Origin of the sequence: Paenibacillus piscarius, from assembly GCF_022234545.1 — a bacterium.
Lineage (GTDB): Bacteria > Bacillota > Bacilli > Paenibacillales > Paenibacillaceae > Paenibacillus_AQ > Paenibacillus_AQ piscarius.
This window is the reverse complement of record NZ_JAIEUI010000003.1, coordinates 433,539-450,735: the sequence shown is the minus strand read 5'-3', so window position 1 is coordinate 450,735 and position 17,197 is coordinate 433,539. Positions and strand designations below refer to the sequence as shown.

The following is a 17,197-nucleotide window of genomic DNA, read 5'->3' as shown; positions in this document are numbered from 1 at the left end:
TTATAGTGAATCCCGGAAAAATTCATGATAGAAATTAATGATAACCAGCAGCACGGCCAGCGACTCATTGACACTGTCCACCTCCAGGGCGTGGTTGGCATCGTCAATCCTGTACACTCTGATCTGCTTCATCGTGCCAAGCTCTGCGGGATACTGTCCGGTGAACATCGGATCACTTCCGCCGTAGATGACACTGCCGCGGCTCTGCCGGATGAACGGAAGGCTCTCGGGAACCGGGGTGAGGAACAGATGAGACACCTTCTCCCCTATCTCCGGATCAGCAGCCACCTTGCCGGCAATAATGGTGCCCATGCTCTTGCTGATGAACAGCAGCTGATCATATTCGGGCAGCGATGCCAGCGCAATCTTACATTCCTCAGCGACAATATCGATCTCCTCGCGCTTGAAGGCGACTCTCGCACTCTGGTAGCCGTACTCCAATTGAAGCAGGTCACAGCCGTATTCACGGGCCAGCTTGCCCGCATATTCCAGCAGCGGCCGCTCGGCTGAATAATTCTGCCCGGGGAATACCACAGCCAGCACCTTGGAGTCTTGGGTAATCAGCTTATGCCTCACTTCCCGGCCCCAATGGGAGGACATTACAATACTGGATACGCTCATCTTAAGTTCACGCCTTTCCTGTCATAACCTGTCTAACCGGTTCGCTCTGCCTCTCATTATAGCTAACTTCAGCACAGGTTGAAAACAGGACCAGCCCCGCATGGCGGTGATGAAGAGCTGCGGCTTATCCGCTTGCAATCATTCGGGCTGCTGCTCTGGAGGAGCCTGCGGCCTGCTTCCCCTTCTTCGGGTGAGAAACTCAGCTGTAATCCACAGGAACACAGGAATCACAACCTGGAACGGAAGGGCATACACCTTATAGATGTGATACGCGAAGGACTCCATTTCCATAATATTGGAATAGATGAAATCCGACAGATAGACCATAATCAGCCCCATCTGGAGGACTACCGAGCGGTAGCTCTCCAGCTTGAATACTTTGGCCATCCCGTTGCAGCTTACGAACAGGCACAGACTGACCTTGACGAAAAGCGCCGTAACGAACACAATCGCTGCCGAGCCTTCGATCCGGGTGACGAAATCACCAATATTGATCCGGCTGACCGCCACGTAGGAGGGGAAGTACAGACCGGACAGAATGTCAGGACCGAGCATCAGCAGATTACGCAGCGTAATGAGGATAATAATGCTGCCGGCAATCAGCGTGCCGCCCACCAGTACCCGCTTGGCAGAGCCCTTAGCCGGTAGCGCGCCGAAAGCGCCCAGGAAGACTACAATTTCAGCGAAGGGAAACGTGAAGGAGCCTGCGGTATCCGCAAAGATGAGACCGGGCGGGGCATTCAGCAGCGGCTTCAGATGATGGTATTCAAACTTGGGCACAGAGAGCAGCTGAATGATTAGAATAACAACGAGCGAGAACAGCAGCAGGAACTTCGCGCTTCGTCCAAGCACCTCTATGCCGGCATGCACGACCCAGATACAGAGCAGGCCGATCATCAGCATCGGTGCGATCATCGGAGTGGCGGTTAAGGCCACAGTCTTGCTGAATTCCCCGAAATTACGCAGCACCAGCGCCCCCAGATGTAAAGCATACCAGATATACAGACAGGAGAGCATCCGTCCCAAGACGGAGCCGAACACCTCAATCAGCATGTCATAGAGATCCTTGCCCGGAAAAAGCACATGGAGTCTCGCATAGATCAGCATAAGCGGAAGAGCCAGCAGAATCGCCAGGAGCTGGGCGATCCAGCTGCTGTTCCCCGACTGAGAGGATGTGCCCAGGAACAGGGAAGCGCCCGTAATAAATAATACAGCGATGCTGATCGACTGCCCGGCAGGTATAATCTCTTTGCTCACACTCTCCTCCTCCTTCGGCCATGCGCTCTAATATAGCCTTTTCACTAAATCTACAATCAGCGGTGAAGGACTGGGGATCTCCCAGCGCATGGACAGCGCAAAGGCCAGCGCGAAGGAGATCAGGTACAGGACGGAGCAGACCAGAAAATCCCGTTTCATCCGCTTCTTCCGCAGCCCGTACGGATCGATTACAGCAATCAATGCGTAGATGAATACCACATAAATGACCATACTCAATCCCCCACCCGGATGGCCCGTGAAGTTTTGGCGGTGCTCTGTATGATCACTTTGGACTTGACGCTCACTTCGAGATCGGCAAACATCTCAGGCCAGCGGTCCTTCACTTGGGCCCAGAGCCTAGGATGAGTATCGTATAATCTCTCGCCAAAACCAAAAATATCCACACCATACTGCTGCTGCATCTTATGAACCAGCGCAAGAATATCCGCCTGCAGCCCTTCAGCTGCTCTCTGTTCAATATCAGGAATACTCTCTCCCTGCAGGAATCCCTCCGGCGTCATCACCTCATCCAGCCCGGTCTTGGTTAAGGTATGAATCTGTATCCGGAGCCTGCCGTCCACCATTTCCGGCTTCAGCCTGGTCTGGTTCGAGACAACCTCCAGCGAATATGCCGGTTTCCCCCGCTTATCATTCACTGCCAGCACCCCTCCGCGCAGTTCATTTTTGATGAACAGCATGGTCTTCGTCTCACCGCCGTTCAGCTTGCCCACCATCCGGTCCTTCAAGAATACCGCGGTCCCTGCCACCCGCTCGCTTTTCTCGCCATTTTTGCGGTGAATATGAATCACCGGTGCAGTCGCATGGATGCCTGAAGACTCCAGCTTATCGATGAAGTCCCATATCTCCACGGTCGGAGCGATGCTCGCATACCGTTCATCCCGCATCATCTGTGCCAGCTCAAAGGACAGGATGGATTCGGTGGTGCTGTTCAGATTGAGAACCTCGCGGGCCGTCTTCTCACCTGACACGAAAATGAATACATCCGACCGGGTCTCCGTGTCTCTGCTGTACCAGTCAATGAACTTGACCAGGCCCTCTCGGGCTGCCTGCTCACTGAAAATAATAGCTTTGGCATGGCTCCAGAACAGCTTCTTGCCGGTCATAGAGATCATATCGCGGACGATTTCAAACATTGTATCCCCGCTGAGGCTGACCATCTTGTAGCCTGCCTGGGACTTGCCCGTTGCACCGCCTGTATCCACAATCTCTGCGGTAAGCAGCAGCTTTCCGTCCTCATTCTTGTCGATGGCTACCCCGGCTACAATCGCCATGTCGTCCACTTCGGTATAATTCCAGCAGCCGGAGAGACTTAGGCTCACCAGCAGCAGAGAGAGAAGGACCGCCCCCATCCTCCATACAGGCCTCATGACCGCTTGGCCGGCCGCTTCGGCGGCTTACGTCTTCTGTTGCGCATGCCTATCACCGCCGGCCGCAGATTCATATCCCACCAGGGCGCACGGATAGCAGTATCTTTAATATCCTGCGGCCGGATGGAGCCTACCCCGAGCATATAAGAGACACCGAAGGAGCGCAGGCTCATCAGATGAATGACCAGACCGAGCAGACCGAAGAAATATCCGTAGATGCCCAGAAGAGAGGTGGTGCACAGCAGTGCAAGTCTGGCTATGATCAGTGGCCCGGTCAGCCTCGGATTCAGCAATGTCGTTATCCCGGTCAATCCCACCACAATGACCATGGGCGCACTGACAATCCGCGCATCCACGGCCGCCTGGCCCAGCACCAGCGCCCCGACAATGCTGACCGCCTGGCCGATCGAGGTCGGGATCCGCGCGCCCGCTTCCCTTAGCACCTCGAAGATCGTAAGCATGATCAGACATTCCACAATGGTGGGAAAGGGGACGGACTGCCGGGCAGTTGCAATACTTAACAGCAGCAGGGTGGGAACCATCTCCTGGGCATAGGTCACGAGGGCAACATACCCGGCCGGGATACTGATCGACAAGAAGGCTCCCATGACTCGGAGCAGGCGGTTAAATGAAGCGAAGTAGTAGTTGATATTGTAGTCCTCACTGGCCTGGAAATTCTCAACGAATATATAAGGAACGGTCAGTGCAAAAGGGGTGCCTTCGATGAGGACGGCAACCCGGCCCTCCATAATTTTGCTGACGAGTGTGTCCGGGCGTTCGGTATTGCCGACGGTTTCAAACGGAGAATAGGGCTCATCGCGGATCAGCTCAGCCAGGTAACCCGTATCCAGAATGAGGTCAAGCTCCACCTTTTCCAGCCGCTCATACAACTCCTTAAGAATGGCGGGGGAGGCCAGGCTCTCCATATAACAGATACAGGTCTGCGTCTTGCTGCGTGTTCCGATTTCCGTGAATTCAAACTTCAGATCAGGGTCCTGCACTCTGCGGCGGATCAGGGTCAGATTCACCAGCAGCGATTCGGTGAACCCTTCACGGGGGCCGCGCACTGCCTTCTCGGTAGTCGGCTCTTCTATCCCTCTGGAATCCCATCCCTGAACATTGATGATCAGACCTCCGGCATAGCCGTCCAGCAGCAGCACCGCCTTCCCGCTGACGATTGCCCCGATCAGCCCGCTCATCTCCTCGGAGACCATGACATCAGCGACATCGATAACGGTCATCCGTATGCTCTCTATCAGACCTGCCGGGTCTCTGCTCTCCTCTTCGGCAGGCTGGTAAGCCAGCACCGGCTTGATGATCCCGTTCTGAATCAGAGTCCGGTCCACCATTCCGTCTACATAGACTAACCCGCAGCGGACAGCAGAGCCTTGGCTGTTCTCAATAATTCTTACTCTCAGTGTGCCGTCATTATTGAAAATCTTCCGCACAAGCGCCACCGTCTCCTCCAGTGAAGCGCTTAGCGGGCGATGCTCTGCAGCTCTTTCACCGGCAGCTTCACTATTGAGTGCAGTCCCTTTTCCCTTCACAGTCATCGCCATTCCTCCTAACGCAGGTCTATGATCTATTGCTCTGATTATCCCCCGCCTCTCTGACTCCTATTCGCCAGGAACGCAGACTTTAGCACCTGTGAACGGCAAATAACCCCGCAGGGACTGCTTGCGGGGCAGCAATATGTTATGGTTATTACAGCTAGATTCACAGGAGAGTCCGCTACGCTATCGATAAAGGAGCCGCCATCATGACACCATTCACAGAACGGGTAGTCCGCATTATTCAATCCATCCCCGAAGGCTCGGTCATGACCTACGGAGGCATCGCCCGGGCGGCAGGTAGCCCGCGGGCGGCAAGACAGGTTGTTCGCATCCTGCACAGCATGAGCCGCAAATATAAGCTGCCCTGGCACAGAGTCATCAATGCCAAAGGGATGATCTCGCTCACCGAGGATGAATCCGCCTCACTGCAGCGGCTCTACCTGGAAGGCGAGGGCATTGAATTTGACGGCCGGGGGGCCGTAGATCTGGAGAAGTACCAGTACGTTCCCGGCCCCGGGCTTGAAGCATCACTTGCCGCCGGCCCGGCGGATGAGGATTATCTGCCGCTGGAATAAGTTCTGCGGCTATCGCCTCCAAGCACATTCAGCAGACAATACATCGTGGCATAGATCACCAGCAGTACAGAGGCAACGAACAGGCTGAAGAACACCGACTGCAAGTTCAGGCTCTCCATCACCAGCCGGTACAGCTCGTGGCGGTCGGTCAGCACATCCCAGCTGTTCAGCCGGTAGACTCTGCCGAGCAGTACCCCGTAACCGCCCATGACACAGGCGAACAGCACGAAGAGCCAGGAGAGCAGCATATTGCTTTTACGGTAAATGACATGCTGGAACTGGTACAGGGAGAAGAAGCCGGTGAGCCAGCCGCTCCAGGTGAACAGGAGCAGAGTCACCAGGTCATACCAGTACCGGCTCTGGATCGTACCGTCCAGGATGTATTTGCTCTTGCTGACCGTGAGGTGCACCAGATCGGTCATGATGTAAGGCGCGTTCGGAAAGAACAGCAGCCAGGCAATCCCCAGCGGCAGAATCAGCAGACCGCCAATCCTCCGCTTATCCAGCTCATGCGCCGCCATCGAGAAGAAGAACGGCACCCAGGCCAGAAACAGGTTCCAGAGCAGGAACGCATAGAACGTATCCGTCCGCAGCGACACCACCCCGTATACTCCGAGTGTCGCCGCCGTCATCGCCGCCAAAAGGACAAAGACCCTAGAATAATTCAGTTCCTTCATAAAGTGTTACGCCCCTTACCTTGGTATAGTCGTCTCTGTCATTGTACAAATACTGGATGGCACAGTCCAATATTGGATGATTAACTGACAGTGTGCCTCCACCCAAAAATAAAAAAAGCAGCGCTGCCCTTAAAGGGAAACGCTGCTTGTGTATGATTACCCCAGCTGCAACTGCTTGGGAACTGGCTTCCGGCGGTTGGCTTATATCCCTTCGCTCAGCTTCCTGGCAGCAACGGGAGCATGCCCTTTGAAGGCTCCGCTGCGGGATCCGGCTTCGTCCGGGCGGCAGAGCGCACTGCATTCCCTGAAGGCCATATGTGCGCAGCCCCGGCACCGGCCAGGGTTCACACTGCTGAGCGCATCGTTGATCGCTTCACCGGTATGGTCATAGAACTGTGCCGCGCCAATCCGGTCGTACAGCCCGGTTCTCTTCAGCAGCTCCAGCGGCTGGCTCTGGATGCCGGAGATGAGCAGCTTCCCGCCAATGCCGTCAAGCTGCTTCACCAGCGCAGCCAGATTGGCTTCGCCTGTGGTATCCATCAGCGGCACCTTGCCCATGCGCAGCAGGATCAGCTTCGGCCGGTCCGGGCCAAGCTCCGGCATCGTATGATCGAAGCGGTAGGCAGCCCCGAAGAACAGCGGCCCCTCGACATTATAGATCCCGATCTGCGGGCAATCGTGGCTCTCCGTCACCATATGTGCCTCCACCTTGACCGAGGACGGGTCCGGCAGCACCTTGGAGACTCTGTGCACCTCACCCATCCGCTTCACAAAGAGAATGACGGCCAGGACCAGGCCCACTTCCACCGCTACGGTCAGATCTGCAAATACCGTAAGCAGGAAGGTAATCACCAGCACCAGCGAATCCCCGGTCTTCAGCTTCAGCAGGTGCAGGAACTCCTTACGCTCACTCATATTCCAGGCCACGACCATCAGGATCGGAGCCATGGCCGCCAGCGGAATGCTGGAAGCATACGGGGCGAACAGCAGCAGGATCAGGAACACGACCACGCCGTGAATCACCCCGGAGAGCGGAGACGCAGCGCCGCTGCGGATATTGGTTGCAGTTCTGGCAATCGCGCCGGTAGCCGGAATGCCGCCGAACAGCGGGGCGGCGATATTGGCGACCCCCTGGCCGATCAGCTCCCGGTTGCTGTCATGACGGGTACCTGCCATGCCGTCAGCCACCACAGCGGACAGCAGTGACTCAATCGCTCCCAGCATTGCTATAATGAATGCCGGGCGGATTAGCAGCTTGATCTTCTCCCAGGTAATGACCGGGAAGTGAAAGCTGGGAAGTGTATTCGGAATATCTCCGTAGGCCGAGCCGATGGTCGTCACCTTGCCGCTGAAGAACAGGGCGGCGATCACGGTCGCACATAAGAGCCCGATCAGCGAGCCCGGCACCTTAGGCGCGAAGCGCATCCCCAGCACCACAACCCCCAGGCACACCGCTGCCGTCAGGATACTGTACAGGTTAACAGTCGGCAGATGGGCACCAATCTCCTTCATATTGTCCACGAAGCTCTCATGCCGCTTCATATCGCGGAGGCCAAGAAAATTGGCAATCTGCCCGGTGAAAATAATAACAGCGATCCCTGTGGTGAAGCCGATGGTCACCGGCTTCGGAATGAACCGGATGAGGACCCCCAGCCGCAGCGCGCCCATCACTACAAGAATGACCCCGGCCATCATGCCGGCAATCAGCAGATTCTCGTATCCGTACTGCATAGCAATCGCGAACAGAATCGGAATGAAGGCCCCTGTCGGCCCGCCAATCTGGAATCTTGAGCCGCCGAACAGAGAGATCAGAATGCCGGCCACAATCGTGGTATAAATCCCGTATTCCGGCTTAACCCCTGAAGCAATAGCAAATGCCATCCCCAAAGGGATGGCAATAACGCCGACGATTGTCCCTGAAATGATGTCCTTACGCAGCGAAGCGATGTTGTAGCCCTTGAACCGGCCCCAGCCTGTCATGCTCTAACCTTCTTTTCTCTGAATATCTGATTATTTGAATATAACACTCACATTACTCCTGCCCGCCGCTCTTGTCAACGGGGTAATCCGCCCCCGGAGGCCGGGGTTATTCGCTGCGGATGCCTTCAAGCAGAGAGATAGTGCTGACCAGATGGTTGTCGAAAATCTGCCGGGCAACGGCCAGAAGATCCTTGATCAAGGGATCACGCAGGGCATAGATCACGGTGGTTCCTTCCTTGACGCTGGTGACCACATTCTTCGCCCGGAGTACGGCCAGCTGCTGGGATACCGCAGAGCCCTCCGAGCCGAGAATCGCCTGCAGCTCGTTCACATTCTTCTCGCCTTCGCTGAGCAGCTCCAGAATCCGAATCCGCATCGGATGAGCCAGCGCCTTGAAGAATTCCGTCTTGAATTGTTGAATATCGCTGTTCATCAGACCTCTGCTCCTTATCTGTACTTGCCAATCTATATTAGTGTAGCGCATTTGCCGGAAGGTGGCTATGCCGGGTGCGCAATTCCTTCCTCCTGCCCGGGACCAGACGACCTCACAGATTCACCGGATACAGTCTGATTTCCCGGGTCCTGATCTCCACAAGCCCCCCAAGCACCATAGGCTCGCCGAGGCATTCGAACATGATCAGATCACCGCCCATCCGCAGGTACCCGGCCCCGTCCTCTTCGATATTCTCAAGCACTCCTGTGAGAATTACGGTATCCCCTTCCGTCCGCAGCCCGCGATCCCCGCCTGCGGCAGGAGCAATATCGATCCAGCTCATGAGCAGGCCGGGCACCTCCAGCTCCACATCCAGCTCTTCCCCCGGCTGAACGGGAGAACCGCACCAGATAGCCCTTGCGTGCCCGAACCCGGCGGTGCTGAAGCTCACTTCATCCTTCCGGAGACCTTGACCAAGAATATGTATACGCATCTTCATTTCGCCCCATCTTCATCTGTCATTCTACCGCTATTATACATGATCCGGTGCATAGAGAATAACAGGCGTAAGTATGACAACGGGCTGACGCAAAAAGGATGCCGCAGCAGTCATAGACTGCCAGGCATCCAGGGGCAGATATCTTTGAACGTGGAGTACTGACCGAGAAAAGCTTATCTGCTCAGTTCCTCCGCGGTATACACCTTCACATCAAGCGGCGCAGTCAGGAATTCTCCCGCTTTGGCAGCGAATCCGGTGAAATGCGGGCTTGTATTATGAGCACCCACCGCTGCCTGGTCACGCCAGGCTTCAACCATAATGTAGACATTGCCGTCGGCTGCGTGCTTATACAGCTCGTAGGAGATGTTCCCTTCTTCCTCATGTGTTGCAGCGATCAGCGGCTTCGCCGCAGCAAGGAAATCGTTCTCCCGCTCAGGGTTAACATGAAGCAATGCATGGATAATAATCATCAGCTTATCTCCTCTTGGTCTCTCTTATTTCCACTGGGCAATCTTATCAATTGGCAGGCGTACCGAAGCGTAGCCTTCGTCAACCGCTTTGCCGATCGAGATCAGCATAACCGGAACATAACGTTCTTTGTCCAGGCCGAACAGCTCGGCAATCTGATCCTTCTCGTACCCGCCGATAGGGTTGGTGTCATAGCCGTGTGCGCGTGCGGCCAGCATCAGCTGCATGGAGACCAGACCGGCGTCAATCATTACCGTCTCTCTGTTCACATCTGCAGGCAGCTGTGCGAAGTGGGCGCTGAGGGCCTTCAGCTGTCTTTCCTTAACCTCAGCAGGCATCAGACCGCGCTCAACGGCCGTTCCGTAGATTTCTTCAGCATAATCGAAGTTGTTCAGGTCGCCGAAGACAGCGATCACTGCGGCTGAGGTCTCAACCTGGGTCTGGTTGAACTTGGCAATCGGGGCCAGCTTCGCTTTGCCTTCCGGGCTCTCGATAATCAGGAAACGCCAAGGCTGCATATTGACCGAGGAAGGTGCCAGTGTGGCTTCTGTCAGGATCTCGGTCATTTCCTCTTTGCTGATTTTGACGGCTGGATCATATTTGCGGATCGAGCGGCGTCCTGTAATAATACTGGTGAAATCATTGTTTTTAGTAGTGTTCATGAAAATTTGGCTCCTTTGTGGTTGAATTATAGAGTGAAGGCTGCATTACATGCCATTGATGTTATGCTGCAGCCGGTTCAGCATGTCCGCGAGCACTAACCGCTCCTGTTCATCGAATCCGTTCAGGATATCGCTGATGAACTGGATTTTGTTCTCCCTGTAGTCATTGATGTGCTCCCGCCCTTGAGGCGTGAGCGAGACCAGGGTGACTCTGTTATCGTCAGGATGCTTGCGGCGGGTAATCATTCCGCTCTCCTCAAGCCCCTTTAAGTGGCGGGTGACGGCTGCGGGGTCAATGGCCAGCAGCTTTTGCAGCGATATCTGGCTGATCTCTGCGGCTTGGTACAGCTCCTGCAGCAGCCGGAACCGGGTCGGTGTCACGCCCGCACAGCGCTCGAACTTAGGACCGATGCCTTTGTGGAGGGCCTGCAGCAGCTCAAAGATCTGATGGTCAACCGGCAGCGCTTGTCGCAAGATATACCCCCTAACACAAATATATTGCGCAAAATCTTTCTTGCAAAATATACTTTACACCGAATTCATTGACCCGTCAACTAATTAATTTATGGGAGGTTCTGTTATGAAAATAGCCCTGATTCAGCTCGATATAGCATTCGGCAAACCGGAGGTGAATTATGCCGCCGCTGAGCGCTTAATTCGTGAGGCTGCCGCCGGGCGGCCGGACTGTCTGATCCTTCCCGAGCTATGGACCACAGGATATGATCTGACCCGGCTGGACGAGACCGCTGATCCGGACGGACAGACCGCCGGCGCCTTCATCTCTGCACTGGCCCGGGAATATGGCGTGAATATGGTGGCCGGCTCTGTGGCCGCCAAGCAGGCGAGCGGGATTACCAACACCATGTATGTCTTCAGCCGCAGCGGGGAGCGTGTCTCGGCGTACAGCAAGCTGCATCTGTTCAAGCTGATGGACGAGCATCTCTACCTCCAGCCCGGCGCTGCCAAAGGGCTGTTCGAGCTGGACGGCGTCCCGTGCGCCGGACTGATCTGCTATGATCTCCGCTTCCCGGAATGGGTGCGGACCCATATGGCGGAAGGAGCGGAGGTGCTGTTCCTCTGCGCGGAATGGCCGCTCCCCCGCCTGGCCCACTGGCGGGCGCTTCTTATCAGCCGGGCTATTGAGAACCAGTGCTATGTGGTGGCCTGCAACCGGGCAGGTAGCGATCCGGCGAATGCTTTTGCCGGACATTCGATGATCATTGATCCGTGGGGCGAGATTGTCTGCGAAGCCTCAAGTAACGAGCAGATCCTCAGCGGCGAGCTCGATCTCGCCAAGGTCCGGGAGGTGCGGGGGCATATCCCGGTCTTCGCCGACCGGCGGCCGGAGCTGTACCGGTAAGGGGTGATTGCGGTTGTTTGCAGATAAGGGCAAAGAAGTGTCCGGTTGGACGGTGACTCAGCTCGGGCTCGGTCTTAGCGTGTGCTAGGAAGCTTACGCGGACTGAGAGGCCCTTATTCAGTGAATAATGCCCTTTTTCTGCTCGTTGCGGACTGAGATTCCGCTATCCGGAGGTTGGGAGCAGCAAAACAGGCAGAAAAGGTTAGTTAACGGATTGTGAGTCCGCGAGTCTGGCGAAAGTGCTGAATGGAGAGAAATAACGGAATTCCAGTCCGCGTGGAGTGGGTTGTTGCAGCGCAGTATGGAGTCTGGATGCGACAGTAGCTTGGAATTCAGCCGTGGCTCGGGGGCGATAGTAGCTTGGAGTTCAGCCTGTGGCCCGGGGGTGACAGTAGCTTGGAGTTCAGCCTGTGGTTCGGGTTCGATAGTAACTTGGAGTTAGGCTGTAGCTCGGGGTGCGGCGGTAATCCGCTATGGGTGCGGGAGCGCACCAGAACTAACAAGCGGGTGCAGACACCTTCACCGTCTGCACCCGCTTGTTCGAGCGCCGGGATGTTCCGCACCCGGCGGTACCGCTGCTTCAGCGGGCGTACCGCTCCCGCAGGACGCGCGCGGCCTCCAGCACCTGCGGATCACTGTACCGCAGGCTATACCCCGCCGTCTGCTGCAGCAGCTCCGCCGGCAGCAGGCGGCACCCCCGGCCGGCGATGGCCTGCCGGAGGCCGGAGACGAAGGCGGCCGCCGATGCCGGGCCGCCCAGCTCCCCCAGCGCGGCGATCGTCTCCGGCCGCACACGCGGATAATCCAGCGACGCATCGCCGCCGGAAGCCTGCTCATAGAAGCGGCGGATGCGTTCCCCGCGCGCGAGTCCCGAGCCGTCCACGTTCACGAACCCGTGGACGAAATACGCGCTGCTCTGCCTCCGCTGCGCGATGCCGCAGAACTTGCGGCCGCCGATCGACAGGTCGAAATCGCCGGGGCAATACGATCCGGCGATCTCCTCCGCACGGATCAGCGCCGCCGCCTGCGGATAACCCGCCGATGCCGCCGCTTCGGCGATCAGCGAAGCCAGCAGGCGGAAGTCATCGTGGAAGTCCAGCTTGCCGGCCGGCTTCGGCAGCAGCAGCGACACGTTCACGACTCCTTCATCCAGTGGTACCGCCGCACCGCCCGAATGGCGGACCGCAGTGCGGAGGCCTTCCTGCTCCAGCTCCTGCATCGCCGCTGCAGCATACGGCAGCCTGCTGTCCCTCAGCCCCAGGGCCACACCGCCCGGGTGACGCCAGAGATGCAGCGCCGGCGGAACCCTTCCGGCTCCAACATCCCGGCACAGCACCTCCTCAAAAGCAAACGGAATCAGCATATCCCCGGCCCGGGCGGACTCCCCATCCTCCCCGCCAAGATGGGTGAATACCACCAGCTCCTCCGGCAGCCTCCCGGCTTTTCCCTGCTCCAATACTTGGTAAGGCTCACTTCTCATACCCGATCCCCCTATCCCATGTGAAGAACCGCTGCATCTCTGTCTCCCCCTGGCTTTATCCTCATGATGAGTTTTATTGTAACCGATTCATCCTCCAGCCGCACAAGCCTTGCGCGTAGCCGCCCGGAATTTGAAAAGACGGCCCGGACCCGTTATTCTTAAACTAGGTAAACAAATAATACCATTAATAAGTTTTGCGCTGAAGCTCATGCTATACACAACCCTTAGGAGTGATGCTGCATGACAACTGAACACCAAGGTAAAGACAGGCAAATGAGCAAATCCAGACTATGGGAACAGGCATTGACGAAGCTATATATTAATTTCCAGGATTACAGCAAGGATGCGCTGAACGGCTTCGGCGATGAAGATATCCACCAGGCCAGAGTGAACAGCCGCAAGCTGCTGACCCTGCTGTCCATTCTTGATCCAAGCCACTCTGTTACAACCGAATTATACAGCGCGCTCAAGCAGGCGCAGAAGCGGCTCGGAAGAGTGAGGGATGCCGATGTGCTGATCGGATCGTTCAAGGAACGGCGCAAGGCGGCGAAGGCAGCAGATCAGACCAAGACGGCCAAGCTGCTCAAGGCGGTCATTAAGCACCAGAAGGCGAAGCGCAAGACGGCGCGGAAGAAGCTGAAGCAGGAGCTGCCGAAGCTGACCGGCCCTGCGCTTGAGGCGTCGTGGAATCATTTGACCGGGAGCGGACTGGCAGAGCTTGCCGCACGTACAGATGCGAATGTGGTCATGCGGGAGCTTGAGGTCGCGTTCGAACAGAAGAAAAAAGCCTGCAAAGCCTTATTCAAGGGCTCTGAGGCCGGATCGAAGGAAGCCTTTGAGGCGCTTCATGAGCTGCGGATCGCCGCCAAGAAGCTGCGGTATACGGCAAATGCGGCCGCTTTTGCGCTGGATCAGAAATTCCATGCCCACGAGGCCGTCTATAAGGCCATCCAGGATCAGCTCGGAGTGATTAATGACAAACGGCTCTGGCTGGAGACCCTTCAGTCTATTGGACGCCAGGAGCTAGGTGCCGGCAAAAAGGTATGGACCGCATTCACGGAGACGCTCCGGGATGAGGTGCTTGAGGCGCTGTACCAGAATGAGGTTGTACCTGTAACGGAAATCCCCGGCAGGCATCATTCTTAGATTATACCCCGAACCTATACGAAGGCAGGACACCGCAGATAATCCTTGCGTGTCCTGCCTTATTTACCAGGGCCACAGATTGCCGTCCAGATCAATATAAGCCGGTTCATCGGCCAGATACCGCTTGTGATTCTGGATAATTGCCATGATCTTCTCAGCGGCATCCTCCGGCGGGACCGGAGCTTCCATATTCTTCTCTCCATGCATGTAGGACTGCAGCCAGCCCGGATGGAAGACCATCACCTGGCCGCCCATGACCCGCAGGTGATTATGCATCAGCGAGGACTGCATATTCAGCGCGGCCTTCGACATGCAGTAGCCATACATGTTAATCCGTTTGTTCCGTCCGATGCTGCCGGCCTCGGAGGAGATATTGACTATCAGCCGCTGCCGGCCCTGAAGGAGCAGCCCCATCAGGGCATTGCTGACCCGCAGCGCCCCCAGCGTATTCACATTATAGAGCTGCGCCATGGCTTCATCATCCATATCCACCAACACGGTAGCATCGTCCGCCCGGTGAATAATCCCGGCATTATTGATAATCAGATCGAGATGTCCTGTGCTTCCGGCAATACTCCGTGCGGCTTCCTTCACGCTCCCGGTCCTGCCGATATCCAGAGGAATCAGCCGCAGGCTGCCGGGATATTGTGCCTTCAGTTCTTCCAGTGCCTTCGAGTCCTTCATATACTGTCCGGCGAACACCGTGTACTTCTTCTCCAGTAATGAGCCTACAAGGTGCAATCCGAGTCCACGGTCCGCGCCGGTCACACAAGCGACCCTATTCATCCGCCCTCTCCCCTCAGCCTTGCTATTTATACACCGGGCCTTGCTTATCTTTCTCACATTAGCATAGCCCCCACCCTTTAACAACATCCCGCAAGGGAGGGGCTGGAGAGGGCAAGCCAGGCTGAACTTTGTTTTGCTTTAATTTTGAACTATGCTACAATCAGGAATAATATAGTTGTTAACAACACAATTGTTGACAACAGGTTTCATCAAATCTTATCCCAGGAAGGTGATTCCCCATGTCGATTCAACAGATCCGTACCACGGATGAACTGGAGCAATATATTAGCCAGCCCGGCAAAAAACTGCTTTTCAAGCACAGCACCACCTGCCCGATCAGTGCCAAGGCGCACGAGGAATTCCAGGCTTATGCGCAGCAGTCCGATACGCCTGCAGCAATCGTTCATGTCATTGAGGACCGTCCTGTGTCCAACCGGATTGCCGAGGATTTCGGCATCAAGCATGAATCGCCGCAGATCTTCCTGCTCGAGGACGGCGAAGTCCGCTGGAATACCTCCCACTGGAAGATTACCCAAAATGCGATAAAGGAAGCAACCGGACAATGAGCGCGAATATTATTGTCTATTCCACCTCCGGCTGCAGCGAATGCAGCCAGGTGAAGCAGCTGCTGGAGAGCAAGGGCCTCCCCTTCGAGGTCAGGGATGTCATGGCCAGCACCGTCTACCAGGAGGAAGTCGAGAAGCTCGGCTTCATGGGCATTCCTGTCACCGTCTCCGGGGACCGGGCGGTCAAAGGCTTCAATCTGCCTGAGCTTGAACAACTAATCGAAGCTGCCAAATAACAGGATGTTTCAGACAGGTGCTGTCTTCTTAACAGAAGCAGCACCTTTTTTGCTGCGATTCGCGGATGAAAATTTTGTATATTTATATATATATGAACAGGAGGATTGATCATTTGAAGTGGCTAGAAGATGAGATTGCAGCTAAGTGGCGTGAAGAGGGAGAACGTTATGCCCACGATATTAATCAGTTTGTCCATAAAGGGCTGACTGACGGCTGGGACCAGGCGGGGAATGAGCCCTCGGAGGATACACGTTCGTCCCTTGCCGCGAAAGTTTATAAGATGATTCGAGGGGCTAATGAGCAGGGTGAGCTTACTGAGCTGCGGGCGCAATTGCCGGCGGCAACGTGGCCGCTGGAAAGGCAATTCCAGAAGGAGATGCAGGCGGTTCGCGGTATTCATTTCATAAGTGATGATGAAGTGGTGTTCAGCACCGGCTCACCTTGGGAGAGCAATACAGTGGTGACCGTAAAGCAGGAAGCATTGTCTGTATTTGACGCTTACAGCCTGGTTGGTGCATCTCCCGACAATCAGTTTCATGCACTTGCGGGCAAGCAAGGGATCACCATTATGCAATCCATGAACAGCGCGTTACAGGGAGAGGTCATTGCCGAGCTCACCTGGCGTGAGCTGAACGGGAAGATTCAAGCACTCGGCCCGGACTTTTCCGTTTTGAACCTGGACAGCCTGGAACAGGAGTTACCTTTGGAAGAAGTGATTCCTTTTAACGGGGGACAAGCGCTGCTTCTGGTCAGCAGCCAGGGAATTTTCCTGGCCCAGCAAGCGGGCGAGGAGCCATGGGGCGTGAAATTGCTGCATCCGGATCTCGAAGAATACAAGGAAGATGAGATGGAGTCTATCGAGATTGACATGGCGCATGGCGCCGTATCTGCTGATGGAAGATGGATCGCTCTTGGCAGCCAGGGCAGCGATCACCTTTTGTATGACATCACTACAGGCCAGGTGCACAGCTTCAATACGGAATCCAGCTACCCGCACTATGCTACCTTCACGAAGGATCAGCGCAGTGTATGGTACAATGCCTGCCACTTCTATAATGGCACTACCCTGGCCGTGTCCCTTGAACATGCGGAGACAGGAGAGTTCCCGGCGGAACAGGACTATCCGGTGGTCAATGAGGAAGCCCGGGTGTATGCGGCGGCCGCTCTGGAGGACGGTGTTGTCATTGGCGACGCCTATGGCTACTTGCGGCTCATAGATGCAGAAGGGCAGGAGCTGTGGCGTTATTACGCCGGAAGCACGATTTCGGGATTAGCTGTTAACCGGGATGAGACCTTGCTGGCCGTGGGAACTTACGGAGGGATGCTGCACATCCTGGACCTCCAGGCCACAGAGCGCAGCGGCTATGAAATTACAACTGGAACGGTTCGTGAGATTAAACGGATCATCGCGTGGAAGAGTCAGAATAAGCCTCTGTGGTGGTGATAGGACTGTAAGTTCCTGAAAAGAGTATGATTCGTGTTGAAAGCAACTGAAGGCATTCATGAAAA

At 55.8% G+C, this 17,197-nt stretch carries 20 protein-coding genes; 6 read left to right on the top strand and 14 right to left on the bottom strand.

Annotation, left to right across the window (positions count from 1 at the left end):
• From K1558_RS08045 to K1558_RS08025, 5 genes are all read right to left on the bottom strand, one after another.
• A complete protein-coding gene (locus tag K1558_RS08045) occupies window positions 1-621 on the bottom strand; it encodes a BTB/POZ domain-containing protein (RefSeq protein ID WP_238650886.1) in 621 nt (206 codons plus the stop codon).
• A gap of 138 nt (window positions 622-759) precedes the next feature.
• Window positions 760-1,878, bottom strand: coding sequence for a GerAB/ArcD/ProY family transporter (locus K1558_RS08040; protein WP_238650884.1), 1,119 nt, complete (start codon window positions 1,876-1,878; stop codon window positions 760-762).
• Window positions 1,879-1,905: 27 nt separating this feature from the next.
• A complete protein-coding gene (locus tag K1558_RS08035) occupies window positions 1,906-2,109 on the bottom strand; it encodes a hypothetical protein (RefSeq protein ID WP_238650883.1) in 204 nt (67 codons plus the stop codon).
• 2 nt (window positions 2,110-2,111) lie between these two features.
• Window positions 2,112-3,248, bottom strand: coding sequence for a Ger(x)C family spore germination protein (locus K1558_RS08030; protein ID WP_238650882.1), 1,137 nt, complete (start codon window positions 3,246-3,248; stop codon window positions 2,112-2,114).
• A gap of 14 nt (window positions 3,249-3,262) precedes the next feature.
• Entirely contained in the window at window positions 3,263-4,819 is a 1,557-nt protein-coding gene (locus K1558_RS08025) for a spore germination protein (protein WP_238650881.1), read from the bottom strand.
• Window positions 4,820-5,025: 206 nt separating this feature from the next.
• Between K1558_RS08025 and K1558_RS08020 the strand changes: the two genes are divergently transcribed.
• Entirely contained in the window at window positions 5,026-5,394 is a 369-nt protein-coding gene (locus K1558_RS08020; protein ID WP_238650880.1) for an MGMT family protein, read from the top strand.
• Here the strand turns inward: K1558_RS08020 and K1558_RS08015 are convergent.
• The 7 genes from K1558_RS08015 to K1558_RS07985 form a co-directional block, all read right to left on the bottom strand.
• Complete coding sequence (locus K1558_RS08015) at window positions 5,376-6,071, bottom strand: DUF1361 domain-containing protein (RefSeq protein ID WP_238650879.1); 696 nt, start codon at window positions 6,069-6,071, stop codon at window positions 5,376-5,378. The two genes, K1558_RS08020 and K1558_RS08015, sit on opposite strands and share 19 nt — an antisense overlap.
• 201 nt (window positions 6,072-6,272) lie before the next feature.
• The gene (locus K1558_RS08010; protein ID WP_238650877.1) at window positions 6,273-8,051 is read right to left on the bottom strand and encodes a SulP family inorganic anion transporter; all 1,779 of its coding nucleotides are present in this window, start codon (window positions 8,049-8,051) and stop codon (window positions 6,273-6,275) included.
• A gap of 106 nt (window positions 8,052-8,157) precedes the next feature.
• Window positions 8,158-8,484 (bottom strand): ArsR/SmtB family transcription factor, encoded by a 327-nt coding sequence (locus tag K1558_RS08005; RefSeq protein WP_238650875.1) that lies wholly within the window; start codon window positions 8,482-8,484, stop codon window positions 8,158-8,160.
• Between the two features lie 112 nt (window positions 8,485-8,596).
• A complete protein-coding gene (locus K1558_RS08000) occupies window positions 8,597-8,983 on the bottom strand; it encodes a hypothetical protein (protein WP_238650874.1) in 387 nt (128 codons plus the stop codon).
• 173 nt (window positions 8,984-9,156) lie between these two features.
• A complete protein-coding gene (locus K1558_RS07995) occupies window positions 9,157-9,453 on the bottom strand; it encodes a putative quinol monooxygenase (protein ID WP_238650873.1) in 297 nt (98 codons plus the stop codon).
• 24 nt (window positions 9,454-9,477) lie between these two features.
• Window positions 9,478-10,113: a nitroreductase family protein gene (locus K1558_RS07990; RefSeq protein ID WP_238650872.1), complete on the bottom strand. Its 636-nt coding sequence runs from the start codon at window positions 10,111-10,113 to the stop codon at window positions 9,478-9,480.
• A gap of 45 nt (window positions 10,114-10,158) precedes the next feature.
• The gene (locus K1558_RS07985) at window positions 10,159-10,587 is read right to left on the bottom strand and encodes a MarR family winged helix-turn-helix transcriptional regulator (protein WP_238650871.1); all 429 of its coding nucleotides are present in this window, start codon (window positions 10,585-10,587) and stop codon (window positions 10,159-10,161) included.
• A 106-nt stretch (window positions 10,588-10,693) separates the two neighbouring features.
• Here K1558_RS07985 and K1558_RS07980 point away from each other — a divergent pair, with 106 nt between their 5' ends.
• Entirely contained in the window at window positions 10,694-11,473 is a 780-nt protein-coding gene (locus K1558_RS07980) for a carbon-nitrogen family hydrolase (RefSeq protein ID WP_238650869.1), read from the top strand.
• A 580-nt stretch (window positions 11,474-12,053) separates the two neighbouring features.
• Here the strand turns inward: K1558_RS07980 and K1558_RS07975 are convergent.
• On the bottom strand, window positions 12,054-12,953 hold the full coding sequence (locus tag K1558_RS07975) for a lipoate--protein ligase family protein (protein ID WP_238650867.1): 900 nt from the start codon (window positions 12,951-12,953) through the stop codon (window positions 12,054-12,056).
• A 240-nt stretch (window positions 12,954-13,193) separates the two neighbouring features.
• On the opposite strand from K1558_RS07975, the gene K1558_RS07970 reads away from it, so the two are divergent.
• Window positions 13,194-14,099: a CHAD domain-containing protein gene (locus tag K1558_RS07970; protein ID WP_238650865.1), complete on the top strand. Its 906-nt coding sequence runs from the start codon at window positions 13,194-13,196 to the stop codon at window positions 14,097-14,099.
• 63 nt (window positions 14,100-14,162) lie between these two features.
• On the opposite strand, the gene K1558_RS07965 is transcribed toward K1558_RS07970, so the two are convergent.
• A complete protein-coding gene (locus K1558_RS07965) occupies window positions 14,163-14,885 on the bottom strand; it encodes an SDR family NAD(P)-dependent oxidoreductase (RefSeq protein WP_238650863.1) in 723 nt (240 codons plus the stop codon).
• A 239-nt stretch (window positions 14,886-15,124) separates the two neighbouring features.
• On the opposite strand from K1558_RS07965, the gene ytxJ reads away from it, so the two are divergent.
• The 3 genes from ytxJ to K1558_RS07950 all read left to right on the top strand — a co-directional run bounded on the left by ytxJ (window position 15,125) and on the right by K1558_RS07950 (window position 17,132).
• Window positions 15,125-15,451 carry a bacillithiol system redox-active protein YtxJ gene (gene ytxJ, locus K1558_RS07960; RefSeq protein WP_238650861.1) on the top strand — a complete coding sequence of 109 codons (327 nt, stop codon included), beginning with the start codon at window positions 15,125-15,127 and terminating at the stop codon, window positions 15,449-15,451.
• On the top strand, window positions 15,448-15,687 hold the full coding sequence (locus tag K1558_RS07955; RefSeq protein ID WP_238650859.1) for a glutaredoxin family protein: 240 nt from the start codon (window positions 15,448-15,450) through the stop codon (window positions 15,685-15,687). Before ytxJ ends, K1558_RS07955 begins: the two co-directional genes overlap by 4 nt.
• A gap of 113 nt (window positions 15,688-15,800) precedes the next feature.
• Window positions 15,801-17,132, top strand: coding sequence for a WD40 repeat domain-containing protein (locus tag K1558_RS07950; RefSeq protein WP_238650857.1), 1,332 nt, complete (start codon window positions 15,801-15,803; stop codon window positions 17,130-17,132).
• The last annotated feature ends 65 nt before the right edge of the window (window positions 17,133-17,197 follow it).